The 24080-nt window shown below is 75.0% G+C and carries 16 protein-coding genes; 12 read left to right on the top strand and 4 right to left on the bottom strand.

Going from position 1 to position 24080, the window contains the following annotated elements; all coding sequences use genetic code 11:
- Nucleotides 1–57: 57 nt before the first annotated feature.
- On the bottom strand, nt 58–1290 hold the full coding sequence (locus ACZ466_RS46315) for a hypothetical protein (protein ID WP_378279360.1): 1233 nt from the start codon (nt 1288–1290) through the stop codon (nt 58–60).
- A gap of 142 nt (nt 1291–1432) precedes the next feature.
- On the opposite strand from ACZ466_RS46315, the gene ACZ466_RS46310 reads away from it, so the two are divergent.
- The 11 genes from ACZ466_RS46310 (at nt 1433) to ACZ466_RS46260 (ending at nt 14546) form a co-directional block, all read left to right on the top strand.
- Nucleotides 1433–2413, top strand: a complete 981-nt coding sequence (locus ACZ466_RS46310) for an ABC transporter substrate-binding protein (protein ID WP_378279358.1) — start codon at nt 1433–1435, stop codon at nt 2411–2413.
- Complete coding sequence (locus tag ACZ466_RS46305) at nt 2410–3420, top strand: FecCD family ABC transporter permease (RefSeq protein WP_378279356.1); 1011 nt, start codon at nt 2410–2412, stop codon at nt 3418–3420. Before ACZ466_RS46310 ends, ACZ466_RS46305 begins: the two co-directional genes overlap by 4 nt.
- Nucleotides 3417–4493: a FecCD family ABC transporter permease gene (locus tag ACZ466_RS46300; protein ID WP_378279354.1), complete on the top strand. Its 1077-nt coding sequence runs from the start codon at nt 3417–3419 to the stop codon at nt 4491–4493. Before ACZ466_RS46305 ends, ACZ466_RS46300 begins: the two co-directional genes overlap by 4 nt.
- A gap of 60 nt (nt 4494–4553) precedes the next feature.
- Entirely contained in the window at nt 4554–5414 is an 861-nt protein-coding gene (locus ACZ466_RS46295) for an ABC transporter ATP-binding protein (protein ID WP_378279352.1), read from the top strand.
- Between the two features lie 76 nt (nt 5415–5490).
- A complete protein-coding gene (amiA, locus tag ACZ466_RS46290) occupies nt 5491–5607 on the top strand; it encodes a streptamidine family RiPP (RefSeq protein ID WP_378279350.1) in 117 nt (38 codons plus the stop codon).
- Nucleotides 5608–5721: 114 nt separating this feature from the next.
- Nucleotides 5722–6627: a hypothetical protein gene (locus tag ACZ466_RS46285; RefSeq protein WP_378279348.1), complete on the top strand. Its 906-nt coding sequence runs from the start codon at nt 5722–5724 to the stop codon at nt 6625–6627.
- Between the two features lie 14 nt (nt 6628–6641).
- A complete protein-coding gene (locus ACZ466_RS46280) occupies nt 6642–8183 on the top strand; it encodes a CocE/NonD family hydrolase (protein ID WP_464041967.1) in 1542 nt (513 codons plus the stop codon).
- Nucleotides 8180–9607: a YcaO-like family protein gene (locus tag ACZ466_RS46275; protein WP_378279345.1), complete on the top strand. Its 1428-nt coding sequence runs from the start codon at nt 8180–8182 to the stop codon at nt 9605–9607. Before ACZ466_RS46280 ends, ACZ466_RS46275 begins: the two co-directional genes overlap by 4 nt.
- A 15-nt stretch (nt 9608–9622) precedes the next feature.
- Complete coding sequence (locus ACZ466_RS46270) at nt 9623–11071, top strand: nitroreductase family protein (protein WP_378279343.1); 1449 nt, start codon at nt 9623–9625, stop codon at nt 11069–11071.
- Nucleotides 11068–12789, top strand: a complete 1722-nt coding sequence (locus tag ACZ466_RS46265) for an ABC transporter ATP-binding protein/permease (protein ID WP_378279342.1) — start codon at nt 11068–11070, stop codon at nt 12787–12789. The genes ACZ466_RS46270 and ACZ466_RS46265 overlap by 4 nt, the downstream gene beginning before the upstream one ends.
- A gap of 17 nt (nt 12790–12806) precedes the next feature.
- Entirely contained in the window at nt 12807–14546 is a 1740-nt protein-coding gene (locus ACZ466_RS46260; RefSeq protein WP_378279340.1) for an ABC transporter ATP-binding protein, read from the top strand.
- A gap of 18 nt (nt 14547–14564) precedes the next feature.
- Here the strand turns inward: ACZ466_RS46260 and ACZ466_RS46255 are convergent, their stop codons facing one another.
- The 3 genes from ACZ466_RS46255 to ACZ466_RS46245 all read right to left on the bottom strand — a co-directional run bounded on the left by ACZ466_RS46255 (nt 14565) and on the right by ACZ466_RS46245 (nt 21534).
- A complete protein-coding gene (locus ACZ466_RS46255; RefSeq protein WP_378279338.1) occupies nt 14565–15980 on the bottom strand; it encodes a tetratricopeptide repeat protein in 1416 nt (471 codons plus the stop codon).
- Nucleotides 15981–16064: 84 nt separating this feature from the next.
- The gene (locus ACZ466_RS46250) at nt 16065–18005 is read right to left on the bottom strand and encodes an arabinofuranosyltransferase (protein WP_378279337.1); all 1941 of its coding nucleotides are present in this window, start codon (nt 18003–18005) and stop codon (nt 16065–16067) included.
- 1 nt (nt 18006) lies between these two features.
- A complete protein-coding gene (locus tag ACZ466_RS46245) occupies nt 18007–21534 on the bottom strand; it encodes a bifunctional glycosyltransferase/CDP-glycerol:glycerophosphate glycerophosphotransferase (RefSeq protein WP_378279335.1) in 3528 nt (1175 codons plus the stop codon).
- A 220-nt stretch (nt 21535–21754) separates the two neighbouring features.
- Between ACZ466_RS46245 and ACZ466_RS46240 the strand changes: the two genes are divergently transcribed.
- The gene (locus ACZ466_RS46240; RefSeq protein ID WP_378279333.1) at nt 21755–24067 is read left to right on the top strand and encodes a hypothetical protein; all 2313 of its coding nucleotides are present in this window, start codon (nt 21755–21757) and stop codon (nt 24065–24067) included.
- Nucleotides 24068–24080 lie beyond the last annotated feature (13 nt).

Raw genomic sequence — 24080 nt, 5'->3', positions numbered from 1 at the left:
CACGGTAGGCACCAAGCAGGTTACCCGTCAATACCTACCTATATAGTAGGGATACGTTCAGCGGCCGACGGTGTCCTTCGCCGAGTGGTCGCCGACTGCGACCATGGCCATGTGGCCGCCCTCGTCAAAGGGTGTGGGCAGGTCGAGTGTGCGCAGGTCGGTGCAGGCCTGGGCGTCGATGAGGTGGATCTGCCCATGTCCGCCGCGGGTGACGGCGACGAGGGGGGCGGCGGGTGAGGCGGCGATGGCGCGGCGTTGCACGCCGTCCCAGGGAGTGCCTCCTCGGCGCGGGGCGCCGTCCATCGGCGGAAGCGGGACGCGGGCGAGCACCGCGGGCCGGTCCGCGCCGACCACGATCAACTCGTCCCCGTCGGGGTGAACGCGGGTGAAGACGACGCGGTCGGCGCCGAAGGCGAGCCGGAAGACCAGGCCGGGTCCGAGGGGAACCCGTCCTGTGGTGCCCTCGTCCAGCCGGTGCCACCAGGCGTCGTTGGTCCACTGCGGCCACCGGTCCGGTTCGGCGGGTCCGCCGCGCACGGTGCTCCACAGGGTGCGGTGCGCCGCGTCGAGCCGCAGGTAGTAGCCCCGTCCCCCGCTGCGGTGCGGCGTATCCCAGGGCAAGGGCTCCTCGGGGCGCAGGTCGGAGCCGCGGAGGCGGGCGCGGTGCACGCCGGTGCCGGTGGCGGCGAACACCTGTCCTGTCGCGGGGTCCACGGCGTCTCCGTGCCCGTCGTCGGGGAGGGGAAGCCGCAGGAGCGGCTCTGCCGCCGGGCAGGCCGGGGGCGCTGCCAGCAGTTCGTGCAGGCGGTAGACGTCCAAGGAGCCCGGCATCCGGTGCCGCAGGACGACCAGGGGGTCGGGGCCGGCCAGGAGGGTGACGCCCGGTTCGCCGATGCGGGTCCGCACCCGCACCGAACGGGGACGGACGGGCCGGCCCAGGTCGACGACGGTGAGCAGGTCGCTCCAGGGCTCCCATGAGCGGCCGCAACCGCTGGTCACCGCGACGTAGCGGCCGCTGGGGTCGGCGGCCAGATGCTCGGCGGGGACGGCGACCGGGGCGGTCGCCACCACCGGCGGATCCGCGGTCCCGGCGGCGAAGGGATCGAGGACGACCAGTTCGCCGGCGAGGTCGTCGACGAAGGCGAGCCTGCCTCCGGCCAGGTGCAGGAAACCCGCGTGCTCGGCGAGGTGGCGCCCCTCGAGCCGGGCCAGTGGGCGGCCGGTGGACGGCTCGATGACGTGGACGACGCCGGCGACGTGGTCGGCCGCGACGAGCCGCACAGATGCCACGGATTGCCTCCCGGGAAGAGCTGGTCCGATGTACAGCGACAATGAAAACGATTATCATGCCGGGACGTTGTGCGGATAGGGCTTGCGTCACGCAGGCCGTCCGCCGCGTGCGTGACCGCCCCCTGACGAGAGAGAAACGACCATGCCGCGCACCCTGAGCCGCCTTCTGCGGCCTGCCGTCGCGCTCGCCGCGGCCGGCGCCCTGCTGGCCGGCTGCGGCGGAGCCGCAGACGACCGCACCGGCGCCGGTGCGGGCGACCCGAGCGTGGCGGGCCTGCCGCCCGTCCAGCCGGTCGCCGACGCCGACAGCATCACCGACGTCCGCGGCAAGAGGGTCGCGCCCAGGCGCACCCCCGAGCGCGTGGTCTGCCTGGTCGCCCTCTGCGACGACATGCTGACCGAGCTCGGCCTCGTGCCGGCCGCCACCAACTCCGCGCTGCTCGCCCACCCGCGGTTCCTCGGCAAGCAGCGGGCGGCGCAGGTCCCGGTCGTCCCGGGCGGCTTCATCGCCCCGGAGGTGGAGGCGATCCTGTCCCACAAGCCCGATCTGGTCATCGGGCTGGAGGACACGCACGGCAAGCTCGCCCCCGCGCTGCAGGGCGCCACCACCTTCTGGCCCCTGCAACCAGCCACCTGGCAGGACAGCGTCGCCTACCTGCGCTCGCTGGCCGCGCTCACCCGCCGCGGCGACAGGGCGGTCGCCGCCGAACGGCGGTTGCGCGGCAAGCTGGCCGCCGCTGAGAAGGCCCGGAGCGGCAAGACCGCACTGATCGTGTTCGGCAGTGACGAGAACTTCGGCGTGGCCACGCCGGGCAACGACGTGGCGGCCGGGCTGTTCCCGCGTTTCAGCGACTACCCGTGGAAGAGCCGCGGCGTCGAGGGGACCTACAGCCTGGAGGAGATCCTGGCCAAGGACGTCGACGTGCTGTTCGTGGAGACGATCGCGTTCGGTGCGCCCGGCGCGAAGCTGTCGGAGAAGATGGCCCGCAACGCCCTGTGGTCGCAGATCCCCGCGGTCAAGAACGGCAAGGTGGTCGAGGTCGACCCGGAGGTGTGGGCCAAGGGCCGGGGCACGCGCTCCCTTGAGGTCGTCCTGGACGAGGCGACGGCCGCCCTGCGATGAGCCGGACGGTCGTCCTGGCCGCCGGGTTGCTGGCCGCCGCGGCCCTGTGCGCGCTGTGCCTCGGCACGCCCAACATCGTGCCGTCACGCCTGGTCGCGCTGCTGCCCGGCGGCGCCGCGGACGGGCTGGAGACGGTGGTGGTCCGGGAGGTCCGGCTGCCCCGGCTGCTGCTGGCCCTGGCCGCCGGGGCCTGCCTGGGAGCCGCGGGGCTCGTCATGCAGGAGGCGCTGCGCAACCCGCTGGCCGTCCCGGAGATGCTCGGCGTCTCCTCCGGGGCGGCGCTGGGGGTCGCCGCTCCCCTGGTCCTCGCGCTGACGCTGCCCGGCTGGTCCTACCCGCTGCTCGCCCTGGCGGGGGCCGGGATCGGCGGCGCGGTGACGCTCGTCGCCGCCGGTTTCGGCCGGAGCCCGTCGGCGGTGCTGCTCACCGGGGCGGCGGTGGCGGCCGCGCTGCAGGCCGCGCTGCTGGTGCTGATGGTGATGGCCGACCAGCTCGACCTCCAGGTGATCTTCCGCTATCTGCTGGGCAGCCTCTCCGGCCGCACCTGGGACGCCTGGCACGACGTGTGGCCGTGGCTGCTGGCGGCGGTACCGCTGCTGGTGCTGTGCGCGCCGATGCTGTCGGTGCTGCGGCTGGGCGATGAGGACGCCGGCGCCCTCGGGTTGCGGGTGCGGCACGCCCGGCTGGGCGCGCTGGCCGTCGCCGTGCTGCTCATCGCCCCCGTGGTCGCGGTCTGCGGCCCGATCGCGTGGGTGGGGTTCCTGGCCCCGCACCTGGCGCGGCGGCTGCGCCCGGACGCCGGCGTCCTGCGGTGGCTGCCCTGGACGGTGGCGTGGGGCGCGGTGATCACCGTGTGGGCCGACCAGGCCGCGCGTCTGGTGCTGAAACCGGTGGAGACTCCGGCCGGGGCCTGGACCGCGCTGATCGGCGTGCCCGTGGGGGTGGCGCTGCTGCGCGGCCCGCGCACCGAGCCGCGCCGTGCAGAACCTGGGGGCGATGCCCGATGACGCTCATCGAGCGGCGGGAGTCCTTGACCGCGTCCGGCGTGCTGCGCCCGGCGCGACGGCGGCGCCGGCCACTGCTGGCCTTCGGTGTGCTGCTGCTCGCGGTCCCGCTGGTGTTCATGACCGATCTGGTCGCGGGGCGCGCCCTGACGGTCGGCGAGACCTGGCACGCGTTCACGGGCGGCGCGGCGGACCCGACCGTCCAGCATCTGGTCTGGCGGGTCCGACTGCCCAGGGCGCTGGTCGCGCTCGGCGCCGGTGCGAGCCTGGGCCTGGCGGGGCTGATCCTGCAGGCGGCGCTGCGCAACCCGCTGGCGGCGCCCGAGGTCACCGGAGTCACCCCGGGCGCGGTGCTCGGCGCGGTCGCCGCGACCGGGACGGGCCTGGCCGACTGGGCGTCACCGGCCGCCGTCGTGATCGCCGCGGTGGCCGGTGGATGCGGCGGGGCGGGGCTGCTGTGGCTGCTGACCGGAAGGGCGCGCTCGGATCCGGCCTCGGTCGCGGTGCACGGCGTGCTGGTGTCCGCGGCCCTGGGCGGGCTGACGGCGGTGACCCTGCTGGCGGCACCGGGCGAGATCGGCAGCGTCGTGCAGTGGATGGTCGGCACGACCGAGGCGCGCACGTGGCAGCACTGGAATCTGCTGTGGCCGTGGACCCTGTGCTGGGGCCTGGTCGCCTGCCTGACGGCGGGCCCGCTGATGCTGCTGCGCTGCGGCGACGGGGTCGCCGAGTCGGCGGGGCTGGCTCCGGCGCGGGCACGCGGGTTCGCGCTGTTGTGCGCGGTGGCCCTGACCGCGGGCGCGGTGGCCTCGGTGGGGGCGCTCGGGTTCGTGGGGCTGGTCGTGCCGCACGCGGCGCTCGCCCTGTTCGGGGCCGACCTGCGGGTCGCGCTTCCGGGGGCGGTGCTGGCCGGTGGGATCGCCGTGTGCGGGGCCGACGCCGTCGCCCAGCTGGTCTCGCGAGCGGTCACCGCCTGGGGGGCCGAGCATCTCAGCGTTCCGGTCGGCGCGGTGACCACCTGCGTCGGCGCGGCGGTACTGCTGGTGATCGCCCGCCGGCACGCCGTCGAGCCGTGACCCGGCGCCCGAACATCCCCCCGGCGAACAAGGCTCCCCAGGTGAGCAAGGAGTGAGATCGTGTCCGAACTGATCGGCGCCCCCGGCACCACGGCGGCGGCGCCCGAGGCGGCCGAGGGGCGGACCGGCTCCGGGGCCGCCATGCTGCACATCGATCGGGTGCGGTTCGGCTACCCCGGACGGCGCGTGCTCGACGAGGTGAGCCTGCGGGTGCGCCCCGGCGAACTGGTCGCCCTGGTCGGCCTGAACGGGTGCGGCAAGAGCACCCTGCTGCGCCTTGCGGCGGGCGTGCTGCGCCCGGAATCCGGACGCGTGCTGGTGGACGGCGCCGACATGACCCGGGTCTCCCGCCGCGACGCCGCCCGCAGGGTCGCCCTGCTGCACCAGTCCGCGCCCGCCGTGCCGGGCCTGACGGTACGCCAGATGGTCCGCCAGGGACGCTATGCCGCGCGAGGCCCGCTGGGCATGCTGCGCGTCGGTGACGACGCCGTGACCGTCCGGGCGATGCGCGACGTCGGAGTGGAGGGGTGGGCGGACCGGCCGGTGGAGGCCCTGTCGGGCGGAGAACGCCAGCGGGTTCGCCTCGCCTTGGCACTGGCCCAGGACACACCCGTGCTCCTGCTGGACGAGCCGACCACCTACCTCGACCTGCGGCACCAGCTGGAGGTGCTGCAACTGGCGGCCAGGCTGCGCGAGGAACGGCGGCTGACCGTGCTGATGGTGCTGCACGACCTGGGCCTGGCCGCGCGCTTCGCCGAACGGCTGGTGGCGCTGCGGGACGGGCGCGTGGCCGCGCAGGGCCCGCCGGAGCGCGTGGTGACACCCGAGCTGCTGCGGGAGGTGTTCGGCGTCGAGGGGAGGGTCGGCCGGGATCCCGAACACGGATGGCCCATCTGTTATCCCGACAAACCCACCTATTGATATTGATAACCGTTTTCATTATTGTTCATTCTGGCGCCCACCCGGGGTGCCGCTCCCCGACTCCTTGGAGGAACGTATGGAGCAGCAGCAGCCGGTCTTCACCCCGATCGCCGAGCAGGCCCAGCTCGCGCACCTGTCCGCCACCCACTCCAACGCCCTCGTCGAGAACCCCTTCGACGACGACCAGGAGTAGGCGGCGCAGGCGGGCCCGTCCGGAGCCGCTCCGGACGGGCCCGTCCCCGTCCCGGCCGCCCGGCCCGCACGAGGCTCATGAGGACACGAGGACACGAGGACACGAGGAGGAGACTTGCCGCGGCCCCGACTCGCCCCCGGCGTCGACATCGTCGCCGCGCACGGGCATCCCTTGGCTGTGCGCACACCCGACGGCGAATTCCTGCGCCTCAACACCTCCCCCGAGGCCGCCGCCAGGCTGCTGGAGCTGCTCGGCACCCCGGTCAACGACGAGGTCCCGTCCAACGGTGACGGCCCCCAACGCGCTCGGCCAGAGGAGAGCGAGGAGGTGCAGCGGCTGCTGGACGCCTTCGCCGAGGCCGGGTACCTCGACGCGCCTCCCTCCTGGCCGTCGCACCGCTCCGACGTGCTGGTGCTCGGCGACGAGCGGCTGACCTCGCCGCTGGTCGATTTCCTGTCCTCCGCGGGCGCGTGCCCCCGTCCCGCGACACCGCAGGAGGTCGCGGCGCTCGCCGGCACACCGGCACCCGGCGGACAGCGCTCCCGGAGGCGGGAGCGCGGGCCCGCGGCGGTGGTGTGGTGCCTGGATCGTCCCGTCCCCCCAGGTTTGTGGGAGGAGGCCGACCGGCTGCCCGAGCGGGGAATCGCCTGGGCCCGCTGCCATCGCGAAGGCCGGCAGGTCTGGATCGAACCGATCGCCGCCGCCCCGGGCGACGTGCTCTCCGCCCACGTGGCCGCGCGCCGCCTCGCCGCCACCCCGGCCCATCACGAACTGGCCGCCTACTGGGCCGGAGCCGCCGCGAACGGCGGGCACCCGGTGACCGGGCCCGCGCAGGCGGCGGCCATCGCCGCGCTGCTGGCCGCCGACCTGGCCGCGTGGGCCCACGGCAGCACGCCGAGGGAGGGCCGCACGCCCCCTCGCCGCCGCCTGCGCAGGCTCGACCTGCGAGATCTGACGACCACCGAGCACTGCGTCCTGCCCGTCCCGCGGGTCGCCCCGATCAGCGGACGCCGCGCATGACCCGGTGCCACGACATGCACGTCACCACCGACGACGGCACGACGCTGGCCGCCGACCTCTGCCTGCCCGAGGGACCGGGGCCGTTTCCCTGCGTCCTGATCCGCACTCCCTACGGCCGCGGTTCGCACCTCGCGGAGCTGCGCGCCTGGGCACGCCGGGGTTTCGCCGCCGTGGCCCAGGACGTGCGCGGACGGCACGGCTCCAGCGGACCGTGGCACCCCTATCTCCACGAAGCCGACGACGGCGCGGCGACCGTGCGGGTGCTGCGCCGCCAGCGGTGGAGCGACGGCGTGATCGTGGCCTGCGGGTCCTCCTATGCGGCGCACTGCGCCCTGGTCATCGCGCTGCACGCCGATCCGGACGTCCGCCCCCATGCGGTCATCGCCGCCGTGCCGGCGCTGGGCCTGGCCGAGACCGCACGCGAGTCGAGCGGAGTGGAACGGCTGCTCGCGCGCGCGGGCTGGTGGGCCGCACACGGCGACCGGTGTGACAGCGACCCCTCCGCGCTGGAGCGGGCCATGACCGCCGATCCCGCCCTTCTCGACCACCTGCCGCTGCTGGACCTGCCCCGGCGACTCGGACGACCGCTGCCCTCATGGGAACGGCTCTGGTCCGCCGAACGCTCAGGCGACGCCGCCGGAACGCTCGGGACCGGCACCGGTTCGGACGGTCACAGGCTGCGCGCCGAAACGGGAACGGTCCCCCTGCTCGCCGTAGGCGGAAGTTACGACCCCTTCATCACCGACGTCATGGCGCTGTGGCGGGCATGGGGGCGCCAAGGCTCGGGAGCCGCCCGGTTGCTGATCGGCCCTTGGGGCCACGCGCTCACCGCGTCCCCCGGTCCGGGGGCCGGTGCGGGCCACCGGCTCGCGCTGGGACCGCTGTACGTCAGGTTCGCGCGGGCAGCACTGGGCGGGTCGCTCAAGGGACGGCGCGGCGCGGTGGGCCTGGCGGGCACCGGCCGCTGGCTGGCCGCCCACGAACTGGATCGTCCGCCACGGCACGTGGGCATGGATCTGCGGGTGGTCCGGGGCGAGGAGTTCGTCGCGGACCCGGAACATCCGGTGCGGTCGGACCGTCTCGACGTGCCCGCGAGCGGACGGCCTGACCGGTTCCTGGCCGTCGGCGAGCCCCTCCCCGACGCCCTCGACCTGGCCGGGGACGGCGAAGCCCGGATCCTGGCCACCGCGGACACGCCCACCGCCGACTGGGCCGCTCGCCTGATCGCCCTCACCCCGCGCGGCACCGCCGAGCCCCTGGCCGCCGGCATCGTACGCAGCCGGGCACCGGCCGGGTCGCCCAGCCGGATCAGCATCCCGCTGGGTCCGCTGTTCCGCCGCCTGCCCGCGGGCGCCCGGCTGCGACTGGAGATAGCGGGACACCATTTCCCCGCCCACGCCCGCAATCCGCACACCGGGCACGACCCGGTACGCGCCACCGACCTGCGGCCTTCCCTGCGCACCGTCGTACCGGCGCAGAGCCGCCTGCTGCTGCCCGCCCTCGTCCCGGACGCCACGGCCCTCCCCATCAACCCCGCCGAGGAGATCACCCGATGACCGCCCGCACCGAGACCGCCGCCGAGACCGCCGATGCCCCCGCCGACGCGCCCGCGTCCTCGCTCCCGGTGGAGGCTCTGGTCGACCCGGTGTGCGGGCTGGTCCGGTCGGTGGCGCCGGTGGAGCACCCTGCCGGAACCCCGGCCCGCTATGTGGCGATGACCGCTGAGGTCAGCGATGCCCGCCGGTTCGGCGCCTGGCCCGCCGATCGGGTCGCCCTGGGCACCACCTTCGACGACCCCGGCGGAGCCCGTGTGGCGGCCATCGCCGAAGCGGTGGAGCGCTACTGCGGCAACCGCCTGCCGCCACCCGGCGAACCGGGCGCACCGCTGCGCGCCACCGCCGCCGACCTCGCCGGTCGGAACCATCTCACCCCCGCCGAACTCCCCGACTACGCCCCATGGCAGTACGACCGGCCGCGCTTCCCCTACCGGCGGTTCACCGACACCACCGAGGCCCTGTGGGCACTGGGCACCGAGCACCTGCCCGGCGGCGGTGAGCGCGACTGCCTGGCCCCGGTGGCACTGACCCATCTCAACTGGCGGCAGGGCGACCTGAGGTCGCTGCCACGCACCCACCACCTCAACTACGCGGGCATCGCGACCGGAGCCGGCCTCGACGACGCCGTCGAACGCGCGCTGCTTGAGGTCGTCGAGCGCGACGCCCTCGAGGTGTGGTGGCACCTGGACGGTCCGACGCGCGGCATCCACCTGGACAGCGTCCCCGGACTGCCGGCCGACCTCGCCGGGTCGCCGCTGCGGACCTGGGTGGTGGAGATGCCCAACGAGTTCGCCCCGGCCATGGCCGCTCTGGTGCACGACGCCGATCGCGGGCTGTACGCGGCCGGGTTCGCCTGCCGGTACGACCCCGCCGAGGCCGCCCGCAAAGCCGTCCTGGAGGCCGTGCACACCTGGGTGTTCACCCAGGGCCTCACCGACCCCGGCGGATGGGTGTTCCAGGCGATCGACGCCGGAATGCTCGCCAAGGGCCTCTACCTGGAGCACCGGCCGGACCGCCGCTACCTCGACGACGCGGGGGAGCACTTCGGCCGCGTCCGGGACCTGGGTGCCCACGTGCAGGTATGGCTGGACGATCGCATGGCGCCCTTGGCTCGGCGATTCACCCACCCCGCCGAGTCCGTGCCGGTCGACCTGGTCGCGCCCGGCTCGCCCGAACGTCTGCGAGAACGGCTCGCCCGCGGCGGGCACCGCGTGGTCACCTTCGACCTCACCACGCCCGACGTGGCCGAGACGCCGCTGCGGGTGGCCCGTGTCCTGGTCACCGGTCTGGTGCCCAACGCCCCCGCCGCCTTCGCCTACTGCGGGTGCCCGCGCTTCGGGCAGGCGGCGCTGGCCCGCGGATGGCGCACCACCGCCCCTGCCTCACCCGGCGAGTTCACCCTCGCCCCTCCCCCGCATATGTAGAGGTGCGACACGAGCATGACCGTCACCCCCACCTCCGACCGGCTCGCCGCCGACGCGCTCGCCGAGGCCCGTTCCACCCGGCCGGTCGCCCCCGACACCTCCGCCGGACCGGCCGGGCAACGCTGGACAGGCGACCCGGCCGGCCTCGCGTCGGGCGCGCACCCCGGGGCGGGCCCGCTCGACCTGGATCCGCTGCTGGCCTACTCCCTCAAAGCCGGGCCGATCACTCGCGGCGCCCTCGACCGGGACGAGCATGATGCCGGTGGCCCCGCTCCCGGAGCGCTCTCGACGCGGCTGCGGCCCGTGGCCTCCGCCGGCGGGCTGCACCCGGTCAACGCCCATCTCCTGGTCGGGCCGGGATGCTCGCTGCCGCCGGGACGCTACGCCTACGACCCGCTGGAGCACCGGGCTCACCGCCGCGGCCCCGCACCGCTGGGCGCTCCCGGCGGCACGGTCGTCGTGTTCACCGTCACCGCCCAGCGCACCGCATCCCACTACGGCCACCGTGCCTGGCCGCTGCTGCTCCTGGACACCGGACACGCCGTGGCCGCCTTGGCGATGGCCGCGCTCGCCCACGGCCACCGTGCCCGCCTGACCCTGGACGCGGACGCATCGACACTGGCCGGCGCCGCCGGGCTGCCCCCACCCGACCGGTGGCACACCGAGTGGCCCGGCACCACACCGGAGCACCCGCTGGCCGCCGTCCAAATCACCGTTCGGGCCCAGGGCCATGGCCCCGGCCTCACCGCCCCGTGCCCGCTCACCGCCTGGACCGACGAGCCGCCGGCAGCGCCTCCGGCTCCCGGCCCGGCACCCGGCCCTGCCGGGCGGCACGCCGGAGCGGTCCTGGCCGCCCTCACCCGTGACACGGCCGCCGCCACCTGGCAGCCGGCGGAGTCCCCGATCACGGGTGAGGACTCGTTTCCCGCGAGGGCCATCGCCGACCGCCGCAGCGCGCCACCGCCCCTGGACGGCGAGCCGGATCCGGGCGACCTCGCCACCGTGCTGACCGCAGCCGTCAAAGCCGGTTCCCTCGTCCCCTCCCCAAGCGGCTTGTCCTGGTGCGCCGCCGTCGGCGGGCGTTCCCCGGGCTTGGTGACCGCCGACCCGGCGCGGCCCGGGACGCCGCGTCCCGTCGCCGGTGGAGAAGCACGGCCGACCCTGGCGGTGTGGGCGGCCGCGCAGGGCTGGATCGCCGAGGCGGGAGCCGTTCTGCTGGCCGACGGCATCCCGGACTCGGCTCCACCCGGGCGGATACGCACCGAACACTTGGCCGCGGGCTACGCCGTGGCCTGCGCGGAACTCACCGCGACCGCGCTCGGCCTGCGCACCCGCCCCGTGGGCTCCTGGCAGGGCGCCGACCTGGGAGCCGCGCTCGGCGGGCCCGCCCGGCAACGGTGGCTCGTCCACGGCCTCGCGCTGGCCTCCGCCTCCCCACCTTCTCTCCGGAGTGACCGCCGATGATGCTGCACCCCGAGTTGCTGCGCGCCACCCGTACCGCGCCGGGGCCGCTGCTGCGCGCCACGGCGTTGCTCACCGCGGTCACGGCCGGCCATGTCGCCCAGGCGGCGCTGCTGGCCGTCACGCTGGCCGACATCGCCGCCGGCCGCACCGGCCGGCTGCCCGCCCTGCTCGGCGCGGTGGCCGCCGTACTGCTCCTGCGCGCCTTCCTCACCTGGCGGCAGCGACTGGCCGCCGCCGAAGCCGGGGCGCGGATCCGGTCGGCGCTGCGTGACGAACTGCTGGTCCAGCTCGGCCATCTCGGCCCGGCCCACAGCACCGCCGCCCGGGCCGGGGCCCTGCGCGCGACCGTCGTCGACGGCGTGGAGGGCGTCAACACCTACCTGTCGCGCTACCTCCCTCAGTTCGCCGTCGTGTGCCTGGTCACCCCCGCGCTCCTGGTGTGGATCGCCACCCTCGATCCGTGGGCGGCGGTCGCCCTGTCCGCGGCCGTCGCCGCGGCCCTGCTCCTCCCCCGCCTCTGGGACCGGGCGCTGGCCGAGCGCGGCAAGGACCACTGGGACAGCTACGAGGACCTGGCCGCCGACTACCTGGAATCGCTCCAGCACATGGCCACCCTGCGCGCGACCGGCGCCGCCGGGCGCAGGCGCCGGGTCCTGGAGGACCGCTCGCGACGGCTGCACCGCGCCATCGTCGCCAAGCTGCGCGTCTCGCTGGTCGACACCGCCCTCACCGACCTCGCCATCCAGGCGGGCACCCTCGCCGCGGTCCTGCTGGCCTGCGCGTCCGCCGCCACCGGCCATGCGACCGGGGCCGTGTCCTACCTGCTGCTGATGCTCGCCTCCGAGTGCTTCCGGCCGCTGCGGGACCTGTCCAGGGAATGGCACGCCGGCTACGTGGGCCTGTCGGCCGCCGACAGCATCGCCGCGCTGCGCACCGCCCGGCCCGCCGTGCCCGACACCGGCACGCTCGCACCCGTCCGGCCCTCGGCGCCCGCCCTGTCGTTCACCGGCATCCGCTTCGCCTACCCGGGCACCGACCGCCCCGCCCTCGACGGCGTCGACGTCCACTGCCCGGCCGGACGCACCACCGCGCTGGTCGGCCCGTCGGGGGCAGGCAAGTCCACGCTGCTGGCGCTGCTGCAACGCCACCACGACCCCGACGCCGGCGCGGTGCTGCTCGACGGCGTCGACGTCCGTGAGCTGTCCCTGGCCGCGCTGCGCCGCACGGTCGCCGTGGTCTCCCAGGACACCTACCTGTTCGCCGCCTCGATCGCCGACAACCTGCGCCTGGCCGACCCCGGCGCCTCCGCCGACAGGCTCGTCGCCGCCTGCCGCGACGCGGGCGTCCACGACGAGATCACCGCGCTCCCCGACGGGTATGCGACCGTCCTCGGCGAACGCGGCGCCACTCTGTCCGGCGGCCAGCGGCAACGCCTGGCGCTGGCCCGCGCTCTCCTGTGCGACGCCCCCGTCCTGGTACTGGACGAGGCCACCAGCGCCGTGGACGAGCAACGCGAACACCGCATCACGCTGGCGCTGCGCCGCGCCGCGCACGGCCGGACCTGCCTCATCATCGCCCACCGCCTGGCCGCCGTCAGGCACGCCGACCAGATCGTCGTCCTGGACGGCGGCCGCGTCGACGCCGTCGGCGACCCCGCGGCCCTGGCCGGCGACGGCGGCGTCTACGCCGCGCTGGCCACCGCGGACCTGCGCGACTGATCCACCCGAGGACTGCCATGAACCCCCAACCGCCCGCCCGGCGCGTCCTGCGCGGCCTGCTCCCCGCGCTGCGGCCGCACCGCCGGATGGTCGCCCGCACGATCCTCGCCTGCCTGATCGACCAGGCCGCCCTCGTGGTCCTGATCACCTGGCTGGCCCACACCGTCGGACGCGCCGTGATCGACGGCGCCGCGCCCGGTCCCGGCACCGCCTGCGCGCTGGCCGGGCTGGTCCTGCTGCGGGCCGTCGCGACCTGGCGGCAGATGGACCTCTCGCACGACCTGGCCTACCGCGTCCTGGCCGAACTGCGGGTGCGCATCTACGACGGCCTGGCCCGCAGCGCGCCCGCCCGCGTCGCCGGACGGCGCAGCGGCGACCTGGCGGCGACCGCGATGAACGACATCGAGGCGCTGGAGTTCTTCTACGCCCACACCACCGCCCAGCTCCTGGCCACCGGCATGGTCTTCACCGCGGGCACGGCCGTCCTGGGCGTACTGCACCCGTGGCTGGCGGCCGCCGTCCTTGCCGTGGCCATCGCCCTGGCCGCGCATCCACTGCTGGGAGACCGGGGCCGCAACGTTCGCGGGGAGCGCGTCCGAAGCGCCACGGCCCGCTTGTCCGCCGACGCCGTCGACACCACCGACGGCATCCGCGAACTCCTCGCCCACAACGCCCTGGACCAGCGCCGCCGCCAACTCGCCCACGCCGCACGCCGCCTCGCCCAGGCCCAGCGCGCCGAGGCCCGCCACGACGGCGCCTTCACCGCCGTCCAGGACATCCTGGTCGTGCTGGCCCTGATCGCCGTCGTCGCCGTCGTCGCCACCGCGGACGGCCGTCCGCACGGCGCCTGGGCCCCCGCCACGCTGGCCCTGGCGATCTCCATCCTGGCCCCCGTGGCCGCCGGGGCCGACGCGCTCCGCCAAGCCGGGGCCCTGCGTGCCGCCGCCGCGCGGGTCACGGCGGCGATCGGCGCACCGCCGACCGCGTCACCCCCGGCCCGCCCCGTCCCACTGCCCCGAGGCCCGCTCGGCGTCCGGCTGCGCGACGTCCACTTCTCCTACGGCACCGATCCCGTGCTGCGCGGCCTCGATCTCACCGTCCCTCCAGAACGCACCATCGCCCTCGTCGGAGCCTCGGGAGCGGGCAAGACCACCCTCGCCCATCTCCTCGCCCGCTTCTGGGACCCCTCCAGCGGCGCCGTGGAACTCATCACCGCCGACCGCACCGTCGACATACGTGACCTCACCGACGCCGACCTGCGCTCCGCGATCGCCCTGGTCGGCCAGGACGCCTCGCTCTTCCACGGCACGCTCAGAGACAACCTGCGCCTGGCCGCGCCCCATGCCGATGACGACGACCTGGAGCGGGTCATCAAGGGATGCGGCGTGGATCGCATCGCGGCCGCCCTGCCCGACGGCCTGGACAGCATCGTCGGAGAACGCGGCGCTACCCTCTCCGGAGGCCAGCGCGCCCGCGTCGCGCTCGCCCGCGCCCTGCTGACCGACCCCAGGATCCTGATCCTCGACGAAGCGACCGCGCACATCGACAATGTCGGCGACGCCGAACTCGCCCGTCTCCTCGCCGGGCGCGGCACCACCACGATCGTCATCGCCCACCGCCCGGCCACCATCCGCCGCGCCCGCCACATCGCCGTCCTCCACGACGGCCACGTCACCGAACAAGGCACCTGGGACACCCTCGCCTCGTCCGACAGCGCCCTCTCTCGCCTCCTGGCCGGCCACACCAGGCCGACATGACGCTCGCACGCTCATCGTTCACCGGTCGTGGCCGGGGACGGAGGTTCTCAGGCCGTCCGCGCGGGTCCGGGCCGCGGCGGCCGCGGCGCGGTCGCCCAGGGCCTCGGTCACCTCGGCGTGCTTGAGCCAGTTGAAGGGGCTGGTGGGCCGGAGGTTGAGGCGTTCGCTGACCAGGACGCGCGCCAGGTCGGCGTGTCCCGATCTGATCGCCGATTCCAGCAGCGTGCGCTGGACGACGTCGCGCTGGGCGTGGCTGCCTCCGAACTCGTTGACGTGATGCCTGACCGGGTAGAGGAGGTCCACGACCTCCTCGTGCTCTCCGCGCACGTACCGCACGAAGGCGCGGCAGACGGGCAGGCCGACGCGGGCGGTCATGGCCTGGTTGGTGACACCGGGGCGGTCCTCGGCCAGGTAGGACTCGCGGTCGGCGATCAGCCGCTCGGCCTCGGCGACGCGGCCGGAGGCGGCGAACGCCATCACGGCGTGCATGTCGTTGAACGCGTAGAACGCCTCCCCGGCCTTGGGCGCCCAGGCGTCGGCCAGTGCCGCCCAGCGCTCCGCCTGGTCGTCGCCCTCCAGAAGGAGCCGCCAGAGGAGGGCTGCCGCGTCGAGCATCTCCAGCGCGGTGCCGGTTCTGTCGGGGCCTTGTAGAACGGTGTCGTAGATGTGGAGGGCGCGGGCGGTGTCCCCGGCCTCCAGCGCGTAGAGGCCGTAGTGCCACCAGTTGTGGACGTTGAAGAACGTGCCGGTCGACCAGTCGTCCAGCCGGTCGTCGAGGTAGCGGATGCCGTGCTGGAAGCGTCCCTGCATCTCGTAGGTGTGGACGACCGCGTGGATGCCCCAGACGTCCCGGGGATCGAGTTCGACCGCCCGCAGCCCGACCTCCTCGGACCGGTCGTAGTGCCCGGCCTCCTCCAGGCCGAACGCGTACATGCCCAGGACGTTGCCGAAGTGCCGGTCGTCCTCGTGCCAGGCCGACAGGGCGCCGCCGATCCGGTCGCGCAGGGCGCGGGCGTCTCCGGTGAAGAAGTCGATCTGGTGGCCCGCGGCCAGGGCGAGGGCGTCCCGCGGATACTCCTCGGTGATGCGCCCCAGCAGGGCCCCGCAGGTGGTGAAGTCGCCGTCCAGCAGGGACTCGACCGCCTCCACGTGGGCCCGCTCGCGGGGCGGCAGGCGGGAGGTGTCGAGGTCCGCGCGGAACGGCGCGAAACGCTCGCGCGCGGCGCGGGCGTCGTCGGGTTCGGTGGTCAGCAGGCCCAGGTACGCCGCCAGGACGTGCCCGAGCGGGAAGCCCGGGTCCTCGTCGAGGGCGAGGCGCGCCTCATCGACGACCTCCGCGCGGAAGTGCAGGAGTTCGTGGATCGCGTTGTCGTAGTGCCGGACGGCCGCCGGGCTCGCCGATCCCAGTGCCAGGCCGTGCTCGTCGATCGCCACAGTGCTCCCCGCCCCGTCCGTCGAAGGCCGTCACGTACGGCTCCATCCTCACGCCGATCCTGCCGCACGCGTGCGCCTTCCGTCTCACCGGCCGGGCCGGCGGATCGCCACGACCGTGTTCTCCGGAAGCCCGGGGATGACGGCGAAGGCGGCGGGATCGAACTGGCGGGGCGCGAAGCGGATGTCGCCCCAGGTCCAGCTCCCGCCCTCGGTCCGGAGGACGAAGAGATCGATGCGGCCGAAGGCGGTGCGCGCGGCGGCCCGGGAGAAGGCGGCCGGATCGGTGACGGCCGCGAGCCGGGCGAGGGCGGCTCGGCGCTCGTCCCAGCGGACGAGGCTGCTGGCGGAGGTGCGGTCCGCGGTGGTGTAACCGGGCCAGGGCAGGTACGAGAACAGGCGCTCGTCGTAGGAGAGGGTCCGCGGTGCGGCGCCCGGCCCGAGCACGCTCGCGACCGCGTTCCGGATCGGGGTCACCGGGAACCAGGGCACCTCCGGCCGGGCCGGGGCGTACCGGGGACGCCTCCCGTCCGGCAGCGGCTCGGTGTGCGCGCGTGCCGCGTAGCCGCCCGGTGAGGTGCGGGCGGCGCCGGGATCGGGTTTCCACGCCTGCCAGTAGACGGCGCCGGTCCAGGCAATGAGGACGGCGAGAGCCGTGGCGGCGAACCCGGCGGGCGCGGCGGGGCGGCCGGCCAGCCGCCGGGCCAGCCCCGGCCCCGCCCGCACGATGGTGAGCACGCCGGCGACGATGAGCGCGAGGCCGACCATCCGGGTGGAGTGGTAGAAGAGCCCGGTGTGGCCGGTGACCGCGAAACGGACCATGCCGATGACGCGGTACGCGTACGTGCCGGCGACGAGACACAGCAGCGGCGCGGCCCACCAGGCGGTGCGGCGGTACCAGAGGAGCCCCGCGAGCCCGATCGCCTCGAGCACGCCGGGCGGCGTCATGGCCGTGAAGGGGAACGGGTTCTCGTCGATGGCCGGGGCGCGGTACAGGTCGGCGACGAGCTGGCCGCCGTCGCGGGCCAGCGTCCAGGCGTACGGAACCAGGTACCAGGCGGACACGGCGGCCGCGACCAGCGTCAGCTTCACCAGGTGCAGCAGGCAGGCCCGGCGGTCCTCGGCGGCGCGCCAGGTCAGGGCGGCGAGCGCGACCAGGCCCAGGGACGCCCAGAGGAGGTATCCCTGGTAGGTGAGGACGAGCAGCCCGCCCAGGAGGCCCGCGGGCAGCCAGTGCCAGCGCCCGCGCGGGGGCGTGCCGATCGCCGCCAGGACCCACGGGACGAAGACGAACAGGGCGATGACCTCGTACGCCTTGCGCGGGTCGGCGAACACGGCGAGCCCGGCCGCGGCGACGGCCAGCGCCACCGGTGCCCCGACGAGCCGCCGCCACAGCAGGAAGGACACGAGCACCGCCGCGGAGACCGTCAAAACCTCGGCCTCCCCCAGCAGCCGCCAGGCCGGGACGTCCGCCAGCGCGGCGGTGCGGCCGATCAGCCACGGGTACAGCGGCGGGTACTCGCCGGGAACGTCGGCGACGATGCCGTCCGCGCTGGCCGCCGTCGCGCTGTACCGGGTGGCCAGCGCGGTGAGGCGGCCCATGTCGCCGGCCAGGCCGGCGAACCCGAACGGCGTGCCGTGCAGCATCGTGCGCAGCATGAGCGCCACCCACGCGGCCAGCGCCCCGGCCGCCGCCCCCGCGAGGGGATCGCGCAGCGGCCGCCATCTCCCGCGGGTCAGGGCGCAGGCCGCGAGACCTCCTGCCGCCAGCATTCCCATCAATGCGAGCGGCAGGATCGTTCCCCTGGGCGTGAACGGATCGGCGCGGGCCCATGACGGCAGTGACATGGCCACCGGAAGCAGCACCGCCCAGGAGACGACCGCGGCGACCTCCGGGCGGCGGAACGCCCGGACCGCCCTCGGCGGCGTGCGCCGGGGCCACCGGACCGAAGCACCGTCACCCCGCGCCGCCCCCGGTACCGGTGCCGGCGCCGATCCGCGCACGGGCCTGACCGCGTCGTGCGGCATGTCAGCCGGTCCCCAGGAGCCGGTCGACGACGCGGATGGCCGCCTTGCCGTCGTCGAGGTCGCAGAACCGCTCGGTGAACCGGTGGTGGCGTCCCGCGTGCGCGCGCGCCACGTCGTCGAGCGACCCCAGCGCGTCGATCACCTCGTCGGAGGTGGCCAGCAGCGGGCCGGGCGCCTCCCCCTCGAAGTCGAAGTAGAACCCGCGGAGCTCGTCGCGGTACCGCTCCAGGTCGTAGGTGAAGAACAGCATCGGACGGCCCGTGTTGGCGTAGTCGAACATCAGCGACGAGTAGTCGGTGAGCAGCACGTCCGCGGCCAGGAACAGCTCCGCGATGTCCGGGTAGTCCGAGACGTCGCGGACGAAGCCGTCGCCGGTCTCGGGCACGGTGTCGACGACGTTCGGATGGCGGCGCACCAGCAGGACGAAGTCGCCGCCCAGCGCCGCCGCGGCCGCCTCCAGGTCGAGGCGGAGGTCGAGCCGGTACCTGCCCGGCCCGTAGAAGCTGTCGTCGCGCCAGGTCGGAGCGTAGAGCACCGCGCGCTTGCCCTGGGGCAGCCCGAGGCGGCGCCGCACCCGCTCCCCCAGCAGGTCGCGGTCGGGGTCGCGGAGGACGTCGTTGCGCGGATACCCGGTCTCGATGATCTCGCCGCCGAACCGGAAGGCGCGGCGCAGGATCGGCGTGCTGAAGCGGTTCGGCGAGATCAGCCCGCTCCAGTGCCGCACTTCCTCGGCGAGCTTCTCCAGGTAGGCGGAGTCGGCGAACTTCACCTCCCCGATGTCGAAGCCGATGCGTTTCAGCGGCGTGCCGTGCCAGGTCTGCAGCACGACCTGGCCCTCCCGGCGGCGGAACCAGTGCGGCAGGTGCGCGTTGGTGACGATGTAGCGGCTGCGCGCCAGCGCCTCGTACCACTCCCTGCCCCACAACCGCACCGGGCGGGCCGTGTCGGGGACCACCACCTGGGCGTCGCGGACGACCCACAGGTGCTCCAGGTCGGTGCCGCGCCGGGTCAGTTCCTCGTGGACGGCGCGCGGACTGTCGGAGTACTGCCTGCCCCTGTAGCTGTCGTAGAGCACCGCGGGCCGCGGGGGCGCCAGGCGGCTGGGCAGGGCGTGCGGGAGCCGGTAGTGCCGGACCCGTACGCGGCGCTGGGCGTACGGGCCGCGCTCGTCCGGGCGCAGATCGGACGAGACCTCCAGCACCACCTCGTCCGGGCCGTTGTCCCGCAGGCCGTAGCTCCGCCCGTCCCTCTCGAACTCGATCGGCAGCCCGTCGCGGAACCCGGGGCCGGGCCGCGCGGCGGGCATGGGATCCGCGGCGGCCGCGCCGGCGGCCCGGACCCGCATGATCCACTTGCCCGCGCGCAGCGGAAGCACCCCGGCCGGGGTGGTCAGCGCCGTGACCGGAAGCTCGGCGCGGAACCGCCCGTCCTCGACGATCATCGGAAAGGCCCGCTGCTCGGTGCGTTCCCGGCTGGACAGGACGATCGCGTGGCCGCTCCCGCCGGCCCCCGCGCACTCCCCTGTGATCGTGAGGGTCCCGTCGGGTCCCCAGGCGGCGCCGGTCACCACCGGGCGCGATATCCCGGCGGACAACCGCGCGTAGCCCTCGCGGCACCGGGACACGATGACCTCGCGGCCGGGGACGGCGTGGCGCGCCTCGCCGAGAGCCTCGTCCAGGACGAGGCGCAGCGGCTCGTCCTCGGCGTGGCCGGCCAGTTCGAGGCGCCAGGCCGACTCGCCGGGCTGCTCGTCCGCGCTCCCCGTCCCCGGCAGGTCGCGCAGGGGGATGCGGGCGGTGAAGGACGTGCCGGCGGCCTCGGCGGCGGTGGTGATCGGGCACGTCAGGGCCACCGTGCCCGCCTCGCCCCGGAGCAGGAGTGCGTCGCCGTGCCGGGTGCCGGCGCAGACCGTCCCCGAGACCTCCAGGCCGGTCCCGGAAAGGCGGTGGCCGGTCACCTTCGCGCGGACGTTCTCCACCTTCAGCCGCAGCGTCCCGCCGCGAGTGATCAGCGGGATGACGCGGACGTCGGCGGCCACGTAGTGCCAGGGAGGGTGCGCTCCGCTGCCCGAGGCCGCCGCGGCCAGCGCGCCGCGGCGGAACACGCCGCGCCCGTAGACCCCGACCGCCACGAGCCAGGTGCCGTCCACGTAGCGGTCCCCGTCGCGCAGCCGCTTCGGGTCCAGGGCGAAGGAGAAGCCGGCGCCGTGGTAGCTGAACTGCGCCTGCCGCGAACCGGCGGTGGCCTCCGGGCACCGCCGGGGCCGGGCCGGCAGCAGCGTGGTGCGCCCGGTGCGCTCCTCCCGCAGGGCGACGGCCTTGAGCGCGGACCAGGGCCACGGCATGCCGACGTATCTGATGTACGCGTGGCCGGACACCCGCAGCCTGCCGCCCCGCCACCCCACCTCGTGCAGCCGGGCGCTCATCGCGAGCTCCTCGCGGAGCCGGAAGATCCGCTTCGGGATCCGCAGCCCGCGGCGCCGCTTCCAGAACGGGTACTTGGCGTAGCGGCGGTGCAGGCGGCGCGCCACCGGAATCCTTCCGCCGGCGCGCTCGGACTCGATGACCTCCCGCACCTCGTCCAGGAGGCCGCGGCCGACCAGGTGCCACTTGAGCTTCATGATCGCGGGCAGGCGGTCCAGGACGCCCGGCTCGGCCCGCCGCAGGAAATCGGCGGCGAGCTCGCCGAAGCGGGCCCGGAACGCCGCGTCGCCCTCGGGCAGGACGTTCAGGAAGATCCGCAGGTCGCTGCGCAGCGCGACCTGCTCGTAGGCCTTCTTGTGCGGGCGGTGCCCCGGGCGGGCGCCGAGGAAGTCCCGCACCGCCTCGACCGCGGCGAAACGGTCGTCGAGGGCCTTGATCTCCGTACGGCGCTGGGTGATGGACGGATCGCCGCCGTCCCGCCGGCGCCAGTGGTAGACGGGCTCGTCCACCACGTCCACGGCCGACGCCAGGAAATGCGCCGGCAAGGTCACCGGAATGTCCTCGTACAGCACGCCCTCGGGAAAGCGAAAGCCGTGCCGCCGCCAGAAACTCCGGCGGAAGACCTTGTTCGGGACCAGCCGGTCGTACATCAGGAGCGGATCGCGGGTGATGTGCGTCCGCATCCGGGTCGCGCCCATCGGCCGACGGTGCATCGGCGACTGCAGGAGGCCGGCCGGGGTCAGCAGGAGGGTGTTGCCGGAGGCGAAGTCCGAGCCGGTGCGCTCCAGCGTCCCGACGAGCAGTTCGTAGGCGTGGCCGGGCAGGACGTCGTCGCTGTCGACGAAGGCCAGGTACTCGCCGCGCGCCTCCCGGGCCCCCGTGTTGCGGGCGTGGCCGAGGCCGTGGTTGTCCTGGCGGATCAGGCGGAACCGGCCGTCCCGGGCGGCGTGGGCCGCCGCGATCTCGGCGCTCGCGTCGGTCGAGCCGTCGTCCACCATGACCACGTCCAGGTCGCCCAGCGTCTGCGCCGCGATGGAGTCCAGGCATTCCTCGAGATATGGCGCGACATTGTAAATCGGGACGACGACCGTTACCCGTGGCTTCATGCGCCCTCCACAGATCACCCCGGCCCGGCCGAAAGCGCGCCAAGGCCCCCGTCCACATGCTGTCAGGAGACGGGCCTGCTTTTGTTGAAGGAACGCTTCATAATTCGTCTTGGATTCTCAGAAGCGCAAAACATAAACTAAACGGGGTTAATGGGGAATTCCGGGGGGTAAGTGGATAAGTTGGTGTCCGGCAGCGCATACTTTGCCCCGGAGGCGCCACATGGGGATAGGACAGTGGAAGGCCGAGCGGCTCGTGCGCCGGGCCTCGGAACCGGGCGGCGAGCCGCAGCTGGCCAGGCTGGCCCGGCGGGCCGCGGCGCGCGGTCCGGAGCTGGCACTGGTCGTCGCGGTGGCGGTCAGGAAGGAACATCGGGCGCACCCGCTGCGCGCCTGGTCGCGGGACCGGGTCGTGCGCGTGTGGGCACGGAACCGGGACCCCGTGCTCCGCGCAGTCATACGCAAGCACGGCCTGCTCGCCGACGACGGCCGCGCGCGCTGGACGGCCGCGGCCCTGCATGACCGCCTCCTCGACGAGTGGGCCGACGGCGCCGAACGGGCGATGCCCGCGCTCCTCACCGACGCCGACGAGGACGTGCGCGCGGGCGCGCGGCACGCGTGCGAAGGCGCCGCCGAGCCCGTGCTCGGCGCCCTGTGGCAGTCCCTCGGCGGCGTGCGGGGCGAGGGACGCGGGGCACTTGTGGACGCGCTGCTCCGCAACCCCCGCACCCTCGGGCGCGCGACGCTCGCGCACGCCTGGCAGGGCTGGCTCGACGAGCCCGTACCGGGGCTGTGGGCGTTCCTCCGCGAGATCGGGCGGGAGGCGCCGGGCTCTGACTCGTCCACGGCGCGGCATCTCAGCCGGCTGGCGCTCGGAACCGCCCCGCCGGACGAGCTGTGCCGGGGCGCGCTCGACGACCGCACGCCCGAGCACGTGCGGCAGCTCGTCATCCGGACCTGCGCGGACCGCGGGCTCGTCCCCGACGACCCGGTGGAGCGCGCGGCGTGCCTGCTGGTCACCGGGCGGTACGAGGAGTACCGGGCGGCCGACCCGGACGGCGCGCTGCTGGCCGCCGCGTACGCGGGCGGGTCGGCCGGGCTGCGCTCCCGGATGCGCTCGGCGGTCGCCGCCGCGGGCGAACTGGACCTGGTGCGGGTCCTGGTGGCCACCACGCCGCCGCGGGCGATGAGCGTCCGGGAGCGCGGGTTCCTGGCCGGGCGGCTGGCCGCCGAGGAGGCGTGGCCGGAGCTGTGGCGGCTCGCCCGCGACCTCCCGCCCGCCGAGGCGCTCGCCGCGCTCCGGCCGGTCGCCGGGTGGTGCCCGCCCGGCCTGTCGCGCGAGGCGTTCGACCGGCTGCTCCGCATGCCGCCGGACCGGATCCGGGCGGCGCTGTCCACCCTCGACCTGCGCAGCCCGCTGCGGCCCGCGCTCGGCCTCGCCGTCGTCGAGCAGTGCGCCCTGTCCCCGGACGGGACCCGCCTCGCCGTCGCGGGCAGGAGGAGCCCCGCCGGCCCCTCCGTCCTCATCGAGTACGCCCTGCCCGAGGGCGAGGTCGTCGCCTCGTACACGAGCGCGGGCCGCGCGGAGCAGTGGCGGACGCTGCTCCACACCGGCGACGCCGTGATCGCGATCGTGGGGTTTCCGGGTGGCAGCCTGGTCCGCTACGCCGGCGGTGAACGCGCGTGCCTCATCGACCCGCCGCGCAAGGAGGGGCACGTCCGCGACGAGATCTGCGCCGTCGCGCTCGCGCCCGGCGGCGCGCTCGTCGCCACGAGCTTCCGCCACCTCCACGTGTTCGCACCGCCCCACGACGGCGCCCGGCACACCCTCTCCTTCGGCGCCCTGGGGCTCGCGGAGGTGTGGGGGTTCGCGATGGACGTGGAGCCGGAGACCGGGCTGGTCGCCGTGGGCGGCTGGACCCCCGCGGTGCTGGACGTCCAGGCCGGAACGGTGGTCGCGCGGGGGGAGGACATCCGCGACAGGGCCGAAGGGGTGGCCTTCACGTCGCGGTCCAGGCTGGTCACCTCGGGCATTTCCGGCACCCTGACGGGCTGGCGGCTCGACGGCGGCGCGCTGCGTCCCGAGGTGTCCCGGACGTACGGCCAGGGCGGCCCCGGCCTGGCCTCCCTCCCCGCGCACGGCCGGGTCTGGGCCAAGTCGGGCGGCGTGTACGCCGACGCGGAGACCCTGCGGGAGACGGAGCCGCCGAACGGATCCCGGCCCGATCCCCGGTGGGTCTGGAGCACGCCGTCCGGCGCCCGCTTCGTCGTCGCCGACCTCGACCGGATCGAGGTGCACGGGACGTACCGGGACGCGGCGGCACGATTGCTCGACCGGCCGCTCGCCGACGCCGTCCCCGACGATCTGGCGCGGGCCGACGCGCTCCTCGGCTCCGGACGCTACAGCGGCGACGCGGCCGAGCTGCTGGCCCTGCTGCGCATCTTCCTGGACGAGCGCTACGGCGCCGATGTCGCCCTGGGTCCCGCGATCTCCCCCGGCACCGACACCGACATCGCCCTGGGCCAGGGCGCCTGATCACCACCCGGCA

It is taken from the genome of Actinomadura rugatobispora (assembly GCF_055379765.1).
The sequence above is the reverse complement of the archived record's forward strand: the minus strand, read 5'-3'. Positions and strand labels throughout refer to the sequence as shown.